The 18,499-nt window shown below is 65.3% G+C and carries 17 protein-coding genes, 1 tRNA gene and 1 pseudogene; 13 read left to right on the top strand and 6 right to left on the bottom strand.

The window, feature by feature from the left end:
- The 4 genes and pseudogenes from HLH29_RS16940 to HLH29_RS16925 all read right to left on the bottom strand — a co-directional run.
- Nucleotides 1-111, bottom strand: a pseudogene (locus HLH29_RS16940) (efflux transporter periplasmic adaptor subunit); the annotation flags it as partial.
- Between the two features lie 43 nt (nucleotides 112-154).
- Nucleotides 155-349 carry a DUF1656 domain-containing protein gene (locus tag HLH29_RS16935; RefSeq protein WP_182950834.1) on the bottom strand — a complete coding sequence of 65 codons (195 nt, stop codon included), beginning with the start codon at nucleotides 347-349 and terminating at the stop codon, nucleotides 155-157.
- Nucleotides 349-2,583 (bottom strand): FUSC family protein, encoded by a 2,235-nt coding sequence (locus tag HLH29_RS16930; protein ID WP_220791567.1) that lies wholly within the window; start codon nucleotides 2,581-2,583, stop codon nucleotides 349-351. The genes HLH29_RS16935 and HLH29_RS16930 overlap by 1 nt, the downstream gene beginning before the upstream one ends.
- Before the next feature lie 304 nt (nucleotides 2,584-2,887).
- The gene (locus HLH29_RS16925) at nucleotides 2,888-3,328 is read right to left on the bottom strand and encodes a hypothetical protein (RefSeq protein WP_182968553.1); all 441 of its coding nucleotides are present in this window, start codon (nucleotides 3,326-3,328) and stop codon (nucleotides 2,888-2,890) included.
- A 406-nt stretch (nucleotides 3,329-3,734) separates the two neighbouring features.
- On the opposite strand from HLH29_RS16925, the gene HLH29_RS16920 reads away from it, so the two are divergent.
- From HLH29_RS16920 to HLH29_RS16875, 10 genes are all read left to right on the top strand, one after another.
- Nucleotides 3,735-4,799, top strand: a complete 1,065-nt coding sequence (locus tag HLH29_RS16920; protein WP_338030278.1) for an ABC transporter ATP-binding protein — start codon at nucleotides 3,735-3,737, stop codon at nucleotides 4,797-4,799.
- 1 nt (nucleotide 4,800) lies between these two features.
- The gene (locus HLH29_RS16915; RefSeq protein ID WP_338030277.1) at nucleotides 4,801-5,835 is read left to right on the top strand and encodes an extracellular solute-binding protein; all 1,035 of its coding nucleotides are present in this window, start codon (nucleotides 4,801-4,803) and stop codon (nucleotides 5,833-5,835) included.
- A complete protein-coding gene (locus HLH29_RS16910; protein WP_182968550.1) occupies nucleotides 5,832-6,278 on the top strand; it encodes a hypothetical protein in 447 nt (148 codons plus the stop codon). Before HLH29_RS16915 ends, HLH29_RS16910 begins: the two co-directional genes overlap by 4 nt.
- A gap of 48 nt (nucleotides 6,279-6,326) precedes the next feature.
- A complete protein-coding gene (locus HLH29_RS16905) occupies nucleotides 6,327-6,809 on the top strand; it encodes a YcgN family cysteine cluster protein (RefSeq protein ID WP_182968549.1) in 483 nt (160 codons plus the stop codon).
- Nucleotides 6,806-7,528, top strand: coding sequence for a M48 family metallopeptidase (locus HLH29_RS16900; RefSeq protein WP_246374362.1), 723 nt, complete (start codon nucleotides 6,806-6,808; stop codon nucleotides 7,526-7,528). The genes HLH29_RS16905 and HLH29_RS16900 overlap by 4 nt, the downstream gene beginning before the upstream one ends.
- A 63-nt stretch (nucleotides 7,529-7,591) precedes the next feature.
- Nucleotides 7,592-7,677 (top strand) — tRNA-Leu (locus HLH29_RS16895).
- Nucleotides 7,678-8,451: 774 nt separating this feature from the next.
- Nucleotides 8,452-9,309, top strand: a complete 858-nt coding sequence (gene aroE, locus HLH29_RS16890; RefSeq protein ID WP_182968548.1) for a shikimate dehydrogenase — start codon at nucleotides 8,452-8,454, stop codon at nucleotides 9,307-9,309.
- Nucleotides 9,310-9,505: 196 nt separating this feature from the next.
- Complete coding sequence (locus tag HLH29_RS16885) at nucleotides 9,506-10,099, top strand: DedA family protein (protein ID WP_338030276.1); 594 nt, start codon at nucleotides 9,506-9,508, stop codon at nucleotides 10,097-10,099.
- 372 nt (nucleotides 10,100-10,471) lie between these two features.
- Nucleotides 10,472-10,768: a glycerol dehydrogenase gene (locus HLH29_RS16880; RefSeq protein ID WP_408871988.1), complete on the top strand. Its 297-nt coding sequence runs from the start codon at nucleotides 10,472-10,474 to the stop codon at nucleotides 10,766-10,768.
- Nucleotides 10,768-12,951 carry a pyrroloquinoline quinone-dependent dehydrogenase gene (locus tag HLH29_RS16875; RefSeq protein WP_246374361.1) on the top strand — a complete coding sequence of 728 codons (2,184 nt, stop codon included), beginning with the start codon at nucleotides 10,768-10,770 and terminating at the stop codon, nucleotides 12,949-12,951. Before HLH29_RS16880 ends, HLH29_RS16875 begins: the two co-directional genes overlap by 1 nt.
- A 307-nt stretch (nucleotides 12,952-13,258) precedes the next feature.
- Here HLH29_RS16875 and HLH29_RS16870 read toward each other — a convergent pair whose 3' ends face one another.
- Entirely contained in the window at nucleotides 13,259-13,573 is a 315-nt protein-coding gene (locus HLH29_RS16870; RefSeq protein WP_182968562.1) for a hypothetical protein, read from the bottom strand.
- Between HLH29_RS16870 and HLH29_RS16865 the strand changes: the two genes are divergently transcribed.
- Together HLH29_RS16865 and HLH29_RS16860 are read left to right on the top strand one after the other, a co-directional pair.
- Complete coding sequence (locus tag HLH29_RS16865) at nucleotides 13,506-13,889, top strand: glycerol dehydrogenase (protein WP_182968546.1); 384 nt, start codon at nucleotides 13,506-13,508, stop codon at nucleotides 13,887-13,889. The two genes, HLH29_RS16870 and HLH29_RS16865, sit on opposite strands and share 68 nt — an antisense overlap.
- Nucleotides 13,889-16,084 (top strand): pyrroloquinoline quinone-dependent dehydrogenase, encoded by a 2,196-nt coding sequence (locus HLH29_RS16860; protein ID WP_182968545.1) that lies wholly within the window; start codon nucleotides 13,889-13,891, stop codon nucleotides 16,082-16,084. Before HLH29_RS16865 ends, HLH29_RS16860 begins: the two co-directional genes overlap by 1 nt.
- 96 nt (nucleotides 16,085-16,180) lie before the next feature.
- Here the strand turns inward: HLH29_RS16860 and HLH29_RS16855 are convergent, their stop codons facing one another.
- On the bottom strand, nucleotides 16,181-17,536 hold the full coding sequence (locus HLH29_RS16855) for an amino acid permease (protein WP_182968544.1): 1,356 nt from the start codon (nucleotides 17,534-17,536) through the stop codon (nucleotides 16,181-16,183).
- 390 nt (nucleotides 17,537-17,926) lie between these two features.
- Here HLH29_RS16855 and HLH29_RS16850 point away from each other — a divergent pair, with 390 nt between their 5' ends.
- A complete protein-coding gene (locus tag HLH29_RS16850) occupies nucleotides 17,927-18,499 on the top strand; it encodes a cupin domain-containing protein (RefSeq protein WP_182968543.1) in 573 nt (190 codons plus the stop codon).

Raw genomic sequence — 18,499 nt, 5'->3', positions numbered from 1 at the left:
CGTCCATGGGGCAATCATATACGTGTCCCACAGGGTCACCCCCAGAACGATCGCCAGCACAACGACGCTCAGGGTCAGGACCACGCGGATCAGGGTGCGCAAAAGAGGCATTGTTTATCTCGGACCTTGCAGGGGGCAGGTGTTCGGTCGTTTCTCAGACGAACAGGATCATCAGGCACAGAACACAAGTGTAGAGGGCGACCTCGAACAGCGCGAGATGCCAGAACCATTTCATGATGCCGGTCCACCACAGCAGGAAACGGATCAGCATGGTCACCGGCAGGGCGGCGATCGCGTAGACGACGATCGGCGCCATGAAGACACCGAAGAAATTGAACTCGGTCAGCATCACGCGACTCTCAATCCGAACGAACGCGTCTGGGGCGGGACGGCCATATTCAGCCTGTTATTGGCGCCTTGCATGTCGCCAGGCAATTGCAGGGGACCATGTTTGTGGAAGAATCCGGGCGCCGAGTCTACCAGGAGCGACGCCTGTTCCAGGCATGCTGCAATGCGCCGGGTGGGAACGTGGGATGCGGCGGGGCGGTCTTCGACATCGGCCATCACCTGCTGCGCCGCCGTGCGCAAGAGCAGTGCGGTGCGGGTGGGGTGCGTGCACAGATGCTGGAATGCGGTCAGCGCCGCCAGTGCGCGCGCCCGATCCTGCGCGTGAACTGCCGGGTTCTGCATCAGATGCCGCAGCCGGGTGATCAGGCGTCCCACCGAGACGGAGATGAACGCCGCGTCGGTGGTTTCGTAGACGCGCGTGGGGGGGGCGACCAGCGAGAAGCGCTGGATCATGCGCAGGATCTTCTGCATCTGCAGGTTTTCCCACACCGTCCAGCTTACATGGCGGTCCAGCGGCAGGCGGGCCAGCTGCTGGGTGGCGCGGTTGATCGACATGACCAGCCGGCCGGTATCCAGCCGGTGGTCGGACGGCAGGATGACCCGGAATACCAGTGCCAGCCCGATCAGGGCGATCAGGTAGGACAGCCAGACATTCATCAGCGACAGGTCGTCGAAGGAGATCGGGTTGCGGATCTGCACCATGGCATTGAAGAACACCGCATAGCCGAAGCCGCGCATGGCGTGGCGGGGATGGAACTGCAGCCAGATGCCCGGCAGCAGGCAGACCGACAGGGACAGCCATAATAGCGGATAGCCGTCGATACGGGGCAGGAGGAAGGTCTGGCAGATGAAGGCGGCGGGGATGGCGGCCAGGGTGCCGCTGGCGAACAGGACGCTGGCGCGGGATGCCACCGGGCTGGTGGCCAGCAGGCAGGAGGCCGGGATCAGGTAGGCAAGCATGGCCGCGCCGTTCGACCAGCGGAAGACGTACCAGGTCAGGCAGCCCAGCAAGGTCACGAACGCGCCGCGCGTGCCGTTGCGCAATGCCGCCGGCCAGTCGAAGAACAGCCGCAGCCTGAGCGGGCGCACATGGGCCTGCGGCCCCACGAAATCGTCCAGCGCGCTCCGCAACTGCACCAGGATATCGCGTTCATTGTCGATGAACGCGATCGTGGGGAGGTCTTTCGTCTGCTCGGACAAATCGTCCAGCGTGTCGATGGCGGTGGCGAGGCGCGCGCGCATATGGCCCGGATCGTCCAGATGCAGGTTTTCCGGCGGCGTGACGGCGAAGCTGGCCATGACCTCATGCACTAGGTCGCGGGCGGCGGCCGATTGCGGGTTTTGGGGCGGTTCGTCGCGCCAGATCGGGTGGTCGGTGCTGAGCAGCCCCAGCAGCCTGGCCACGCCCGCGCGCAGGCCATCGACCCGGCGGCCGATCGCGAAATTGTCGGCGGCGGCATATTCGATCGCCTCGACCAGTGCATTGGCCTGGGACAGCAGGCGGGCGCGCGCATCGTAGCTGGTCAGCGTCATAGTGCGGAAGGAGAGCGGCTGGCCGCCATCGTCCGGCATGGGTGTCTGGCCGGGAACCGCGTCCTCGAGGTCCGCCGGGTGCGAGAACTGGCTGGCGATATTGCGCAACGTCTGGTCGACCTGGCGCAGGACCTTTTCCGGCCGGCTGACCGAGGTGACCAGAAACACCACCGCCGTGCTGACGATGCCGACCGTGACCGCCGACAGGCGCGACATGGCGGCCATGAAGATGCGGTCGGGGTCCGCGAAGGTGGAGATCGAAACCAGCACGATGGTGTAGCCCGCCAGCACGGCGGCATAGGCCTTGTAGAACCGCAGCAGCGTCGACACGCAGCAGGCGATGCCGATGATGAGCGACAGGCCCATGAAATAGAGCATCGGCGATTGCGGAAAGGCCGCCATCAGCAGGACCGCCGCCGTCGCGCCGATCACGGTGCCGAAAATGCGCCAGAAGCTCTTGGAGACCATCGCGCCGACGACGGGGTTGGCCACGATCAGGACCGTCGTGACCGAGGACATCGGCGTCTGGAGCTGGAAGAAGAAGGCCAGGAACAGCGCCAGCCCGACGGCCAGCAGCGCGCGGATGCTGTAGGCGATGGTGGGCGAGAGCGTCTGCCAGTCGGGGAAGGCGAAGCCGCCGAACCGGACCAGCGAACGCGGGACATGCAGCGCCGTGTGGGGCGGAACCAGCCGGATGCTCATGTCCGGGCCGCCGCATGCGCGGCCCGGACATGCGGCGCGCCACGACCGGGCCGTCCCTGTCGAGAGGCGTTCTTATGGGTCAGACGACGTCCAAAGGATCGTGCCCGCGCACTACGCTCGGAGTCCGCCATCCCTGCAGCTACCCGGTTTCCCTGCTGTCATGAACACGCATGTGGGGCGTATGCTCATGAAATTGTGACCAGGGAACAGGGTTCCAGAAATGGGGGGCGGGGGCCAATGCAATTTCAGCATGGTCCCCAACCGGCTTTGGCGTCTCTCCTGCCAGGCGGGTGTCAACAGGAGATCAGATGCCGCCCTTGCGGCCGAAGAGCGAGCGGACGAGGTGCATGAGTCCGCGCAGGGCCTGGCGGCCGACCGGGCCCGCGATCGCCGACGTGACGGCGGTCAGGGCCAGGGCCTGCCGCAGTTCGTTCAGCGCATGTTCGCGCGCGAAGCGGGCGCGGATTTCCGTCGCCGTCATGATCGAGCGGCGGCCGAGCAGCAGGAAGAGCAGCGCCATCACGGCGTCCACAGCGAAGACCAGGATGGCCGCGCCGAGGACGCTGAACCCCAGCGTCTGATAGGCGAAGGCCCACAGCAGCGCGTGTCCCGACAGGACAGCCAGCAGGCCGAACACGGCGGCGACAACCAGGAATGCTACCTGCCTGCCTATGCGAATGGCCATCTCGCGGCGTACGGTCAGTTCCGCCTGGACAGTGGCCTTGCCAAGTTCGGCTATCTTCATGGTCCTTGCTTCGTCCCTACTACTGCGTTGGCGGGCGTTCCGCCGGAATGCCCGCCCGGCCAGATAGCTGATCGCGGCATGGCTGGCGATGGCCGCCCTGGGTGCTTGGGGCCCCGGCGGCTCAGGTCTTGCGCGGATAATCGGCCAGTTCGCGCGCCTTGGCAACGACCCGTCAGGCTGTCCATGCCCGCTCGGCCTCCGCTTCCGGACCGGGAAGAGGGGGGTGCGGGGGCGGTCGTCAGCGGCGGTGTTAGGCCGATTTTACGGGCTGGTGCCTCAGGAACGGTCGTATCTTTGATGCGGGTTGTCTACACTGGCCGACTTTCGCTCCGTCCTGTCAGGTTTCGCTTCTCGCATGGCTCCCCTCTCTCCACGTCTTGACGTTCGCGGATTTGTGTGTGCGCCGGTGGAGCCTTCCACGCCCACGCTGTCCTTTTCGATCGCACCCGGCGGGTGCCTGGCATTGCTTGGGGACCGTGCGGCCGATCTCTCCCGCCTGCTGGACACGCTGGCCGGCCATCTGCCGTGCGTGGCCGGCCAGATCCTGCTCGATGGCCGGGACGTGGCCGCACGGCCGGCGGGGAGCCGGGGCCTGGGGCTGTTCAGCGCGCGCGATCCGCTGTTCGCGCACCTGACGGTGCGGCGGAACCTGGCCTTTCCGCTGGAGGCGCGCGGGCTGGCGCGGCCGGCGATCGCGGCGCGGGTCGATGCGGTGCTGGCCCTGCTGGGGCTGGATGGACAGGCCGCCCGCCGCCCGCACGCCCTTGCCCCGCAGGATGAGTGGCGCGCGCGCCTTGGCCGGCTGCTGGTGTTCGCGCCCTCGGTCCTGCTGCTGGACGACCCGTTCGCGGGGCTGGAGCGCGAAGACCGGCTGGCGATGCGCCGCCTGCTGGCCCGCGTGGCCCGGGCGCAGGGCCTGACGCTGCTGCTGGCGACCGGGGATCGGGATGATGCGCTGCTGCTGGGGGATGCGATCGGTGTGCTGTCCGGTCGGACGCTGTTGCAGGTCGGCAGTGCGGCCGAATTGTTCGACCGGCCGGCCTGCGACCGGGTCGCCACGCGCTTTGGCGACGCCAACGCGCTGACCGGCCGCGTCGCGTGGGTCGAGGACGATCTGGCATCGGTCCATCTGGCCAGCGGTGCGCGGGTCGAGGCCATGGCCGGGCAGGGGGTGGACGCGGACATGCTGTGCACGCTGTGTGTCCGGCCCGACCGGATCGCCACCCTGTTTCCGACCGGGCGGGCCGCCGCCGACGATGATGGCGAGGACACGCTGCCGGCGGTGCTGGCGGGGCTGCACCATATGGGCGACCATATTCGGCTGCGCTTCCGCCTGGAGGACGGGCAGGAGGTCCTGGTCCGCCGGCCGCCCGCGCAGAACCTGACGGGGCTCGTGCCCGGACGGACCGCCCGGCTGGCCTGGCCGCCGGCGCATGCCGTGGCCTTTCCGTTCCGGGGGGAAATGGGCTAGCGTGCCCGCCTCTCTGCCCCGCCCCCTGCGAAAGTCCATTCCCCTGTCCGGCCCGCTCCGCACCTTCCGATCGCTCCGTCGTCTTCTGATCGGGCTGCTGCTGCTGGCGATCGTGCCGACCGGCGGGAATGCCCGGACGGGCTGGCGCGCGCATGCGCTGGTGGTGAACAGCCTGGGCGGCGCCCTGGGCGCCGCCCAGGACAAGGCGTTCTTCCGCCCCTTCGCGGCCCAGATGAAGGTCGGCATCCTGCGCTATGTATGGGATGGCGATCCGCAGCCTGCCGCCAGCCATGGTTCTGGCGGCCGTGCCTGGACCGTGGCGCTGATGGAAGACAGCACCGCCCGCGCCGCCTGCATGCAGGGAGTCCTGCTGCGGCTGGGCGGCGCGCCGGGCAGCGCGGATGCGTGTGGCGTGCCGGCCCTGCGCGAGGGGATCGCCCTGGCGTGGGATCGCGGCCGCATTCCGGTGGCCCCGCACTGGAGCGATTTCTGGAATGTCGTCCGCTATCCCGGCAAGCGCGGCCTGCGCAAGGACCCGCGCTCGACGCTTGAGATCGCCTTGATGGCCGATGGCGTGGCGCCAGCCGATGTCTATGCCGTGCTGGCGACGCCCGACGGGGTGGCGCGTGCGTTCCGCAAGCTCAGCCAGTTGCGTCCCTATATCGAATGGTGGACCAGCCCGGCGGAATCCGCGCGCATCATCGGCAATGGCAGTGTGCTGATGACCAGCGCGGTGGGGGGCGAGGTGACGGCGGCCGGGTCCGGCCAGCGCGATGTCGGGCTGCAATGGGAACAGAGCCTGGATGACGGCCTGTCCTGGGGTGTTGCGCCCGATCTGGATCGGGCGACGCGCGACCGGGCACGCAGCCTGCTGCATTTCATGACCCAGCCCGAGCAGGTGGCGCGGTTCGCTTCGCTCTATCATGCGCGTCCGGACGCGCCGTCGGCGCAGCCGGTGCCGATGGATGCCGCCTTCTGGCAGGAGCATCTGCCTGATCTGTCCCGGCGCTTCGCGGACTGGCTGGCCGCGCCATGACCGGGCTGCCGGCTTTCTCGTCGCCGGCACTGGTCGTCGGTCTGCTGGTGGAAGGGGGGGCAGCCCTGGCCGCGTGCGGGCTCGGCCTGCTGCTGCGGGCGGGGCCGCGGGGGCGGCGCGTGCTGTCGGCCGCCCAGGTCTGTGCCCTGGCACTGGCGATTCCCGGATGGATGGGGGCCGTTGCGCTGTCCGGGCCCTGGCGGGATGGCGGCGCGGAGCCGGTCGTGACGCAGGCTGTCTGCCTGGTGCCGCTGGTGCTGCTGCCGCTTCTGCGCGCGCTCGACCGCCTGCCGCCCGGACTGGCGCGGACGGCGGCGGGTCTGGGGGCCGGGCGGGTTGTCCGGCTGCGCGGCCTGTGGCTGCCGCTGCTGGGGCCGGCGGCGCTGGGTGCGGCGGCGCTGGCGGTGGCGGGCGCCGTGATGATGGGCGTTCTGGACGGGTAGGCGGCGTTTTTCTTCTCTCGGCCGGCCGGATTCAGTAAGACGGTCGCCATGACCGATACAAAGCCGTTCTGGCAGGTCCGCCGCCTGGACGAAATGACGACCGAGGAATGGGAATCGCTGTGCGATGGCTGCGGACGCTGCTGCCTGCACAAGCTGCGCGAGGACGTGACCGAGCAGATCCTGTTTACCGAGGTTGCCTGCCGGCTGCTGGACCTGGAAAGCTGCCGCTGCTCGGATTACGCGTGCCGCCGGCGCAAGGTGCCCGACTGCGTGCAGCTGACGCCCGAGGCCCTGGCGGAGATCGACTGGCTGCCGCCTTCCTGCGCCTATCGGCTGCTGGCCGAAGGGCGGAAGCTGCCATGGTGGCATCCGCTGGTGTCGGGCTCGCCCGATACCGTGCATGAGGCCGGGATTTCGGTACGGGGACGGGCGATCAGCGAGCGTCGCGCCGGCCCGCTGGAGCATCACATCGTCGACTGGCCCGGTGTGATGCCGCGTCCGCGCCGGCCACGGACGCCCACTGGGGAATGAGGGCCGGCCTCACCGGTCCGATGCCGGCGGAGGCCGAGACCGTCCGGCTGGCCGGGCGCGACGTGCCGGTCCGCTGGCGTCGGTCGAGCCGGGCGCGGCGGCTGTCGCTGCGGATCGATGCGCGTGAGGCCGAGATCGTGATTACCCTGCCGCCACGGGCGGAGCGCGAGGCGGGGTTGGCGCTGCTGCGCAGCCATGCCGTCTGGGCGCTGTCGCGGCTGGACCATCTGCCGGCGGCGGCGCCGTGGCATGACGGGGGACAGGTGGTGCTGGATGGGTGCCCGCATGGGATCGTCCATTGCCCCGATGGGCGGCGGGGCGTGTGGATCGAGGACGATGCGGTGAAGGTGAGCGGCGAGGCGCCGTTCCTGCGCCGCCGCCTGACGACGTTCCTGCGGCAGGAAGCCGGGCATCGGCTGGGCGCGCGGCTGGCGCAGATCGCGGGGGCCTCCGGCCTGCGGCCCCGCCGGCTGGTGATCAAGGATACCAGCAGCCGCTGGGGCAGTTGCAGCGCGGATGGCACGGTGATGCTGAACTGGCGGCTGGTGATGGCGCCCGTCGACGTGCAGCATTACGTGCTGGCCCATGAACTGGCCCATCTGCGGCACATGAATCATGGCCCCGATTTCTGGGTGCTGGTGGCCAGCCTGACACCGCACCGCCACATGGCCGAAGCCTGGCTGCGCCGTCACGGGCCGGCATTGCTGCGCGCCGCATAACCTGCCGAAAACCGCCGCTGCCGGATTTCACCCGCCGCGCGAGTATGCTAGATGGCGGGCCGGGCGAGCTTGGCGGAATGGTAGACGCACGAGACTTAAAATCTTGCGCCCGCAGGGGCGTGCGGGTTCGAGTCCCGCAGTTCGCACCAACAGAACCGATATCGGGGGCGCGACCCGCATGGCGCCGAGTCCGGTCGTGACCGTCCTGGTCCATGGCTGGGCATCCGATCGGATTGACTCGGCTGAGGGGAGGAGGTTCGTCCGTCCTTTCGTGGACCCGACGCAGCATGGCGCAAAGGCGGCCCGGTCCTCATCAATCCTGAAATGGTTGACGGTCTGGCGAAGGGATGTCGCATCTCGAGCAGGATTGTGCATGGCCGCGTTTCCGGGCTCTGAGAGCCTGAGCGTAAATGCGCGCTGGCGGCGCGTCCTGTGCGCGTTTCCTGTGCTTCGGTGCTTACGGCCATCAAGGCCGCTCCGCTCCGATGCTCGGAAACTCACGCCGGGCGCGACCCTTGCGGGCCGCTCTCGCTCGCCAGCCCACATTTCCGGTCAGGCTCTGAGGTCCATCTTGTTTATGGTTGAAATGCTTTCGTTCAATCTTGTGGATTCATCGGGGAGCGAATTCGAAACTTTCTTGATAGGGGAAGAGTGTTCCTTCAGGTAATTTGTCGTGATTCCTGATGCGGCGTTCGGTGTCATGCACAGATTTCACGCCGCTCCTGTCCTTCTTCTGTGACATCTGAAGTTTTTGCGCGCGGGCATCCGGGATTTCGTAAAGGCGTGATTGATGCGCAATTGATTGAGTGTGGTGGCATCGGGCCATGGTTTTAACTTGGTATCATTTCTCAACCTTGGACATCCCGGGGCCGCTTATGCATAGCTACGCGACTTGATCGCAACGCCTGTTTCCGGAGCGTCGAATGAGTGACGAGAGCTTCCTGAGCATCCTGACCGGATCTTTCTCCACGCCTTGCGCCGACAACCCGACGGTTGCCATGATCGAGGCCGCCTATCGCCATCATGGCATCGACGCGCGCTACATCAATTGCGATGTGAAGCCCGACAATCTCGCCGATGCCGTTCGGGGTGCGAAGGCGATGGAATGGGTCGGGTTCAATTGCTCGCTGCCGCATAAGGTTGCGGTCATCCAGCATCTGGATGCGCTGTCCGAGGCCGCGAAGATTATCGGCGCGGTCAATTGCGTGACCATCCGCGACGGCCGGCTGACCGGTGACAATACGGACGGCAAGGGCTTCCTGGCCTCGCTCAAAGAGGTGACCGATCCGCGCGGCAAGAAGGTGCTGCTGCTGGGTGCGGGGGGCGCCGCCCGGGCGATTGCGGTGGAGCTGGGCCTTGCCGGCACCGCGCATATCACGGTCGTCAATCGCGACCCCGCGAAAGCCGAAATCATCGCGGCGCTGGTGCGCGACAACACCAGAAGCGACGCGGCCGCCATGCCGTGGGACGGCGCGGTACGCATCCCCGAGGATGTCGATATCCTCATCAATGCCACCTCCATCGGGTTGGGCGACAAGGATGCGCTCCCGTCGATTGCGCTGGACACTCTGAAGAAAGGGCACATCGTCGCCGACGTGATCCCGAATCCGCCCAGGACGCACCTGCTGCGCGAGGCGAAGGCGCGCGGCTGCACGCCGCTCGACGGTCTTGGCATGCTCGTCAACCAGGGGGTGATCGGCGTGGAATTGTGGCTGGGCAAAACGCTTGATGCCAGCGTCATGAAACGCGCGCTGCAGGATATTTTCGGTTCCGCCGACTGATGTGAACGACGGCAGCGGCTGATCGCGAAGGGCCATCGGCTGCGCGCCGACCGTTGGGGAAGGGCTGTCATGCGCTAATTTCTCTTCCCCCGGGGGGTATTTTGCCCCCATCAAACGGGCTGGTCGATCAGCGCAAGGAAAGCCTCCCCTGCTTCAGCATCTGGACAGCCTGCTGCACCATTATGGTTACGGTATCGTGACCCTGGCCGTTCTGCTGGAGAGCATGGGCATTCCCATCCCGGCTGAAACCTGCATCATTACGGCATCGCTCTATTGCCTCAAGACGCACCATCTGGCCATTCAGGGCGTTGCGCTGGTCGCCATTGCCGGTGCCGTCATCGGTGACAATTTCGGCTACATGATCGGACGGCATTTCGGCCTTCCGCTTCTCGAGAAACATGGTGCCCGTATTGGCCTGACGTCCGAACGGCTGATTCTCGGGCGTTATCTGTTCAGCCATCATGGCAGTGCCATCGTCTTCCTGGGGCGCTTCGTCTCGCTGCTGCGTGTCTGTGTGGCGCTGCTGGCCGGGGCATGCAACATGCGCTGGCGGCGCTTCATGCTCTTCAATACCCTGGGGGGCACGTGCTGGGCGGGCGGTTATGCCGTGGGCACCTATCTTCTTGGGCGCAAGATCTCGCAGCTGTCCGGTCCGACCGGCATGGCGATCGGAATCGTGACGATCATCGGCCTGTTCTTCTCGGGGCTCTTCCTGAGGAAGAATGAACAGCGATTGACGCAGTTGGCGCTGAAGGAAGACGCCGCGCTTTCCGCGCGACCGGGAGTGTAATCGAACGCCCGGTTCGGCGTCTGGTTTGATCTGATGGGATCGAAAGTTTTTCGTTATTTTTTCGTTTTTCAAAAATATGGGAATGGAGGAAACAAACAGGATTTTCCGTGATCGTGAACGTCTGCCGATCATTGGGAATTTTTAAGAATTGTCTCAAATATCGAGACGAATGAACGTGTTAGAGCGTGCTGAGTCTTGAAGAACTCATTACGATCAGTCGCTCTCCAGAGAACCTGATGCGCCACATAATGTTGGGGGGTGGTGTTTCCTCTGGAGCATGATCGGATGGCAGGTTTATACAGGCCCCGAAGGGCCTCGGAATGGGCAACGTGCGCGGTTGCGGTACTGCTCATTGTTCTTGGACTTCCCCTGGTGATCATGGGGACCGAGCTGGCCCTGCTTGGCGGGTCGCTTTACTATATCCTGGCAGGAACAGCCATTGTTGCAGGTGGCATCCTCATGCTGAGAGGCTCGGTTGCCGGGGCCCTGCTGTATCTGCTGGCGTGGCTGCTGACCTGGCCCTGGGCCTTGTGGGAGGTCGGGTTTGATGGCTGGGCGCTTCTGCCGCGCCTGCTGGGACCGACGCTGATTGCCGTTCTTGTGATGCTGACCATTCCGGTTCTGCGCCACCTTCAGAAAATAGCCGTGGCAGAGAAGGATATTGCGTGATGGCGGCGGTCAATCCCGCTGCTGCCACGGCATTGTGCGGCCTCGTGCTTCTGTCCGCAGTGGCAGGCATGGTACCGGCTCGGGCCCAAAGCGCGTACAGGGAGGCCCCGCCCCGCTTGAGTGAGGCGGATGCATCCGAACAAAAAGAAGGTAAGGGATTAGCGGCTCCGTCGCCTTTTGCGCCGCAGGCGCCCGGGGTCAATGCCGCGAATATTCCCGATGGACCGCCGGCCGAGCCCGGTGAGGCCACACCTGCCGTCGAGCAGATCGGCAGCCATCCGGCGCATGATGACTGGCCTGCCTATGGTCGGGATACCGACGCCACGCGCTTTTCCCCGCTGGAGCAGATCACGCCCCGGAATGTCGGGCAACTCACGCGCGCATTCATCTATCATACCGGCAGCAAGCCCGCGCCGGGCCAGGCGAACAAATGGGCCGCCGAGACCACCCCCATCAAGGTGGGCGACGGGCTGTATATGTGTACGGCCATGAATGACATAGTAAAGCTGGACCCGGAAACCGGAAAGGAGGTCTGGCGGCATAATGCCGGCGTGAAATATGCCAGTATTCCCTATGCGGCGGCCTGCAAGGGGGTTGTATATTATACCGCGTCGACCGTGCCGGCGGGGCAGTTGTGCCATAACCGGATCCTCGAAGGCATGCTGGACATGCGGCTGATCGAGGTCGATGCCGATACCGGAAAATTGTGCGAAGGCTTCGGCGATCACGGACAGGTCAACCTGATGAAGGGCATGGGTGAATCCGTTCCGGGCTTCGTGTCCATGACGGCACCGCCCCCGATCGTGAACGGCGCGATCGTGGTGAACCATCAGGTGCTGAATGGCCAGCGCCGCTGGGCGCCCTCGGGTGTGATTCGTGGCTATGACGCCGAAACGGGAAAATTCCTGTGGGCATGGGACGTCAACCGCCCGGACGACCACGGTGAACCCGCGGAAGGCCAGCATTACAGCCGCGGCACGCCCAATTCCTGGGCCCCCATGACGGGCGACGATGGGCTGGGGCTTGTTTACGTCCCCATGGGCAATGCGGCCGTCAATTATTACTCTGGCATGCGCTCGCCGGAGGAGAACAGGGTTTCGTCCGCGATCGTGGCGCTGGATGTGAAGACCGGTTCGCCGCGCTGGGTGTTCCAGACCGTGCATAAGGATGTCTGGGATTACGATATCGGCTCGCAGCCGACCATGATCGACTTCCCCGGCCAGGACGGCCCGGTGCCGGCCCTGGTGGTGCCGACCAAGCGCGGCCAGACCTTCGTGCTCGATCGCCGCGACGGCAAGCCGATCCTGCCGGTCGAGGAACGTCCGGCCCCGGTGGAGACTGATGTAGAGGGCGATCCGCGTTCGCCCACGCAGCCCTGGTCGGTCGGCATGCCGCGCCTGGGCCTGCCGGACCTGAAGGAAAGCGACATGTGGGGGATGTCCCCCATCGATCAGCTCTTCTGCCGCCTGCAATTCCGCCGTGCCAAATATGAGGGCGAGTTCACGGCCCCCAGCGTCGACAGGCCGTGGATCGAATATCCTGGCTATAACGGTGGAAGCGACTGGGGCAGCATGGCGTACGATCCGAAGACGGGCGTGCTGATCGCCAACTGGAACGTGACCCCGGTCTATCAGATCCTGACCCGCAGGAAAGCCGATGGCCTGATGCCGGTCGACGATCCCAGCTTCAAGGCCGGTGGCGGGACCGAAGGCAAAGGTGCCCTGGCCGACACGCCGTATGGCATCATGGCTTCGCCGTTCTGGAACCGGTACACGCGCTTGCTGTGCAGCAAGCCGCCCTATGGCATGATCACGGCGATCGACATGCACACGCGCAAGGTGCTGTGGCAGCATCCGCTGGGCAGTGCCCGGGCCAACGGCCCGTGGCGCATTCCCACCTATCTGCCGCTGACGATCGGTACGCCCAATAATGGCGGGCCGGTGGTGACGGCCGGTGGCGTGGTGTTTGTCGGTGCCACCACCGACAATCTGCTGCATGCGTTCGATGCCAAAAGCGGCAAGGAACTGTGGAACGACGTGCTGCCGGGCGGTGGGCAGGCCACGCCCATGACGTATGAGTACAAGGGCAGGCAGTATGTCGCCATCATGGCGGGCGGGCATCATTTCATGAGGACCCCGGTCAGTGATGCGCTGGTGGTTTACGCCCTGCCTGGCAACAAGTGAGGCTGGAGCCTTTTCAGCGAGCCCTGGTTCGCTGAAAGCGGGGCTCTGCCCCGTACCCCGCCAAAGGCGGTGCCTTTGGAATCCATTCATTTGGGGTCAAGACGCATCATCCGGCCATTCGGGGCATCGCGCTGGCCATCATTGTCGGCACCGTCATCGGTGCTCTCTGTTTGACCATCAGGGCCGTGCCATCGTTTTCCTGGGGTGCCCTGTCTCGCTGCCGGACGGGTATGCATGGGAATCGTGGCGATTTCCGACCAATATTTCTAAAGATCCTCTTGGAAAGACTGAAGCTTGTCGTCTCCATTCAGGGATGGCGATGCAGCCGCATATCATCCCCCAAAATACAGAAACCGAGCGATGGAAAGGGATTTTTCAGCCATGCGCGCTGCGCCTCCCTCAAGCTTTTGCGGAGGCGCATCTCGCCGATGGTGCGCATTGTCCGATAGGGCGCGCACTTTATATTGAACTGCCTTTTTGTAATCAGTTCTTTTTCGGATGAACCCGATGGTCCACAAAACCTTGGAATGATGTTTTGTTCGGAGCATTGATGGATGGCGGGTTTATACAGACCTCGAAGGGCCTCGGAATGGGCGACGTGCGCGGTTGCGGTACTGCTCATTCTTCTTGGGCTTCCCCTGTTGATCATGGGTGCTGAGCTGGCCCTGCTCGGTGGGTCGCTTTACTATGTCGTGGCGGGCGCTGCCATTATCGCCGGCGGTATTCTCATGCTGATGGGCTCGGTTGCCGGGGCCTTTCTGTATCTGCTGGCATGGCTGCTGACCTGGCCGTGGGCCTTGTGGGAGGTCGGGTTTGACGGCTGGGGGCTTCTGCCGCGCGTGCTGGGACCGACGCTGATTGCCGTTCTCGTGGTGCTGACCATTCCCGTTCTGCGCCGCCTTCAGAAAACATCTTTGGCACAGAGGGGAATTGCGTGATGCCCAGGACGGATCTTTCTGCCGCCACGGCATTGTGTGGCCTCGTGCTTCTGTCCGCGACGGCAGGCATCGCGCCGGCTCGGGCCCAGAGTGCCTACAAGGAGGCCCCGCCCGGGCCGGGAGACGCGGATGCGCCCGGGAAGAAACCCAGTGACAAATTTGCAGGCCCGTCGCCTTTTGCGCCGCAGGCGCCCGGGGTCAATGCCGCGAATATTCCCGATGGACCGCCGGCCGAGCCCGGTGAGGCCACACCTGCCGTCGAGCAGATTAGCAGCCATCCGGCGCATGATGACTGGCCTGCCTACGGGCGGGATACCGACGCCACGCGCTTTTCCCCGCTGGAGCAGATCACGCCCCGGAATGTCGGGCAGCTCACGCGCGCATTCATCTATCATACCGGCAGCAAGCCGGCGCCGGGCCAGGTGAACAAATGGGCCGCCGAGAGTACCCCCATCAAGGTGGGCGACGGGCTGTATATGTGTACGGCCATGAACGACATCGTGAAGCTGGACCCGGCGACCGGCAAGGAAATCTGGCGGCACGAGGCCGGCGTGAAATATGCCAGCATTCCCTATACGGCAGCCTGCAAGGCGGTGGTGTATTACACGTCCTCCACCGTGTCTGAGGGGGAGCCCTGCCATAACCGGATCCTCGAAGGCACGCTGGACATGCGGCTGATCGAGGTCGATGCCGATACCGGCAAATTGTGCGAAGGCTTCGGCGATCACGGCCAGGTCAACCTGATGAAGGGCATGGGGGAATCCGTTCCGGGCTTCGTGTCCATGACGGCACCGCCGCCGATCGTGAACGGCGCGATCGTGGTGAATCACGAAGTGCTGGATGGCCAGCGCCGCTGGGCGCCGTCGGGCGTGATTCGTGGCTATGACGCCGAGACGGGAAAATTCCTGTGGGCATGGGACGTCAATCGCCCGGACCAGCATGGCGAGCCCGCGGAAGGCCAGCATTACAGCCGTGGCACGCCCAATTCCTGGGCGACCATGACGGGCGACAATGCGCTGGGCCTTGTCTATGTCCCGACCGGCAATTCGGCGGCCGATTATTATTCCGCCATGCGCTCGCCGGAGGAGAACAAGGTTTCGTCCGCGATCGTGGCGCTGGATGTGAAGACCGGTTCGCCGCGCTGGGTGTTCCAGACCGTGCATAAGGATGTCTGGGATTACGATATCGGCTCGCAGCCGACCATGATCGACTTCCCCGGCCAGGACGGCCCGGTGCCGGCCCTGGTGGTGCCGACCAAGCGCGGCCAGACCTTCGTGCTCGATCGCCGCGACGGCAAGCCGATCCTGCCGGTCGAGGAACGTCCGGCCCCGGTGGAGACTGATGTAGAGGGCGATCCGCGTTCGCCCACGCAGCCCTGGTCGGTCGGCATGCCGCGCCTGGGCCTGCCGGACCTGAAGGAAAGCGACATGTGGGGGATGTCCCCCATCGATCAGCTCTTCTGCCGCCTGCAATTCCGCCGTGCCAAATATGAGGGCGAGTTCACGGCCCCCAGCGTCGACAGGCCGTGGATCGAATATCCTGGCTATAACGGTGGAAGCGACTGGGGCAGCATGGCGTACGATCCGAAGACGGGCGTGCTGATCGCCAACTGGAACGTGACGCCGATGTATGATCAGCTCGTCACGCGCAAGAAGGCCGATGCGCTGGGCCTGATGCCGATCGACGATCCCAATTTCAAACCTGGCGGTGGCGGGGCGGAAGGCAATGGCGCCATGGCCGACACGCCGTATGGCATCGTGGTTTCGCCGTTCTGGAACCAGTACACGCACATGATGTGCAACAAGCCGCCTTACGGCATGATCACGGCGATCGACATGCACACGCGCAAGGTGCTGTGGCAGCATCCGCTGGGCAGTGCCCGGGCCAACGGTCCGTGGGGTGTGCCGACCTATCTGCCCGTGACGATCGGCACGCCCAATAATGGCGGGCCGGTGATTACGGCGGGTGGCGTGGTGTTTGTCGGTGCCACCACCGACAACATGCTGCATGCGTTCGATGCCAAAAGCGGCAAGGAACTGTGGAACGACGTGCTGCCGGGTGGCGGGCAGGCCACGCCCATGACGTATGAGTACAAGGGCAAGCAGTATGTGGCCATCATGGCGGGTGGCCATCATTTCATGATGACCCCGGTCAGTGATGCGCTGGTGGTTTACACGCTGCCTGATAACAAGTGAGGTCGGAGCCTTTTCAGCGAGCCCTGGTTCGCTGAAAGCGGGGCTCTGCCCCGCACCCCGCCAAAGGCGGCGGCTTTGGAATCCATTCGTTTGGGGTCAAGGGGCCGACTGGCCCCTTGCGGGTTCGGGCGGAGCCCGACCTTCTCCCGCCCGCCGGCGCAAGGCGGACACGATCCGCTCCAGCCCCAGGATACCGCCGATCGCGGCCACGCCGAGGGCGAGTTCGTGGCGGGCATGCGGATCGACCGCCATGGCGACGAGCACGGCGGCGAGGCCCGCCAGGGTCAGGAGCGCGGCCCGGCGCCCGTCACGCACGAGATACAGCCGGGCGAGGACGATCATCATGTTGCCCGCGATGATGAAGACGCCGACGACGCTGATCAGGAACGCGAAGACCAGAGTGGGCGAAAGGATGGCCGAGGCCGCGACGGCGGCGCTGGCGGCGGCCACGCACAGAATGGCCCGGTGCGGAATGCCGCTGGCCGGGGCGGTGGCCCTGAGCGTGGCGGGCGCGTTTCCGGCGAGGGCGACATCGCGCAGGATCCGGGACGACGCGTAGAGGCCGGAATTCAGCGTGGAGAGAACGGCCGCCAGGATGACGATGGTCATCAGCGTATCGGCGAAGGGAATATGCAGCGCGTCCAGCACCTGGAGAAAGGGCGAATGGCCGGGGGCGATGCTCTGCCATGGCAGCAGGCAGAGGATGACGGCGATCGAGGACAGGTAGAAGCCCAGCAGGCGGATGGCGATGGTGCGGGCGAGGCGGGCGATGTTCTTCTTCGGCTGGTCGGAATCCAGCGCCGCGATGGTGCCGATCTCGGTGCCGGCCATCGAGAAGACGACGATGGGCACCGCGCTGAGAATGGCCACGCCGCCGTGGGGAAACAGGCTGCCGCCGAGGAACGCGGCGTGGGGCACATGGTGGCCCGTGGCCAGCGCGATCACCCCGATGAGGATGAAGATCACCACGGCGGCGACCTTGGTGAAGGACAGGCAATATTCGGTCTCGCCATACCCGCGCACCGAGGCGAGGTTGAGCGCGGTCATGCTGCCCAGCACCAGCAGTTCCAGCAGCCAGTAGGGTAGCGGCACCAGCGGGGCGAGGAGCGAGGCGGCGGCCATGATTTCCGCCGCCAGCGTGGTGATCCAGACCAGCAGGTAGGTCCAGCCCATGACGAAGCCGTAGCGCGGGCCGAGGATATGGCCGACCTGGCTGACGAAGGACCCGCGATGGGGTGTGCGGCCCAGCAGGTCGCACAGGATCAGGTTGACGAAGAAGATCAGGATGCCGGCGAAGGCATAGGACAGCAGTACCGCCGGCCCCGCCATGGCGATGGCGCCCGAGGAGCCGATGAAGAAACCCGCCCCCATGACGCCGCCGAGCGAGATCATGGTGATATGGCGAATGCGCAGCGATGCCGCCGGTGTGGAGTCGATGCTGCCTGGCGCCACGTCTTGTCCTTTCCGTTGTCCGGGCGCCGCCCGGCCCGGGTACGGGGGCATCCGGCTCAGAAAATGGCCGGACCGGGGGAGGCGACGGAGGGAAAGGCTACGCCGAAAAGGGCGTTGGCCAATGTCGTTGTGGCCGCAATGCCGTTGGTGAAATCGCGGCGGGTGATCGCGGATCTGCAAGCCGGGCGGTCTGACATGGGCGCGCTACTCCGGACGTGATTCCGCAGACCCTTCCATGCTGTGTGCCGGATGGGCATCGGGACGCAAACAATGGCTGGATTGTCCAGATTGTTGTAGGACCGATATGATGGGCCGGCAAGAAATTTTTCACGCTCGTGAAAAAACCCGCTATATCGGACGGGCTGACCACCCAGCCAGTGAAGGCGATGCATGGAAAATCCGGATGGTGCCGTGGGGCGGCACCTGCGTCAGCGGCGGAAGGCGCTGGAGCTGTCCCTGCAACGGATTGCGGACCAGGCCGGCATTTCGGTCGGGCATCTGAGCCAGATCGAACGCGGCCTGTCCTCGCCCTCGGTGCGCGACCTGATCCGGATCGCGGAAATCCTCCAGGCCTCGCCAGGGGATTTTCTCGACCAGTCCGGGATGGCGTCGCCGGACCCGATCATGGTTCGCCGCACGCGCCGGCCCCCGGTAATGCTGAAGAACGGAATCACGAAGCGGCTGCTGACGCCGCAGGATGAGGCTCCGTTGAAGATGTTCATGGTAACGCTGGCGCCGGACAGCACGACGGGCGACGATCTGTACACCCACGAGGGCGTCGAAGCAGGGCTGGTGCTGGAAGGCCGGATCACGCTGGTGGTGGAAGATCGGGACATGCTGCTGGAGGCCGGCGACAGTTTTCGCTTTGCCAGTTCCCGGCCGCATCGTTTCATGAACGCGCATGACGGCGAAAGCCGGGTACTGTGGGTCAATTGCGCCATGCCGGCCGGTGGGCCAGCCTGA

Source organism: Gluconacetobacter tumulicola (genome assembly GCF_014174215.1).
In the GTDB taxonomy this organism is placed as follows: domain Bacteria; phylum Pseudomonadota; class Alphaproteobacteria; order Acetobacterales; family Acetobacteraceae; genus Gluconacetobacter; species Gluconacetobacter tumulicola.
The sequence above is the reverse complement of the archived record's forward strand: the minus strand, read 5'-3'. Positions and strand labels throughout refer to the sequence as shown.